Genomic DNA, 661 nt, shown 5'->3' with positions numbered 1-661 from the left:
CTTCGGGAGGAAACGACAAGGTATTGGTTACGGATGCAGTGGGTACTGTGGCCTGGGTAGATAGGTCCAGCTTTGATGCCATTGCGGACCAGGTAACGATTACCGGTGTAGGAACTGCTGCGGATCCTTTCAAGGTAGAGGACCTTTCCATAGTTACGGCCAAACTGGCCGATAAGGCGGTGACCACCGTGAAATTGGGTGACGATGCTGTTACCAATGCAAAATTGGCCGATGATGCGGTACAGACAGAAAACATATTGAACGGAACCATTCTTACAGAGGACATGGCTTCGGGAGGAAACGATAAGGTATTGGTTACCGATGCAGTGGGTACTGTGGCCTGGGTAGATGGGTCCAGCTTTGATGCCATTGCGGACCAGGTAACGATTACCGGTGTAGGAACTGCTGCGGATCCTTTCAAGGTAGAAGATCTTTCCATAGTAACGGCCAAACTGGCTGATGGCGCAGTGACCACCGTGAAATTGGGTGCCGATGCTGTTACCAATGCAAAATTGGCGGACAACGCGGTTCAGACAGAAAACATATTGAACGGAACTATCCTAACAGAGGACGTGGCTTCGGGAGGAAACGACAAGGTATTGGTTACGGATGCAGTGGGTACTGTGGCCTGGGTAGATAGGTCCAGCTTTGATGCCATTGC

Annotated in this window: 1 protein-coding gene; it reads left to right on the top strand. The window is 50.8% G+C overall.

Annotation, left to right across the window (positions count from 1 at the left end; all coding sequences use genetic code 11):
* On the top strand, positions 1-661 hold a 661-nt coding region (locus EHW67_RS20410; protein WP_394343594.1), incomplete at both ends, for a hypothetical protein.

It is taken from the genome of Arenibacter aquaticus (assembly GCF_003957295.1).
Taxonomy (GTDB): Bacteria; Bacteroidota; Bacteroidia; order Flavobacteriales; family Flavobacteriaceae; genus Arenibacter; species Arenibacter aquaticus.
This window is presented reverse-complemented; position numbering and strand designations above follow the sequence as displayed.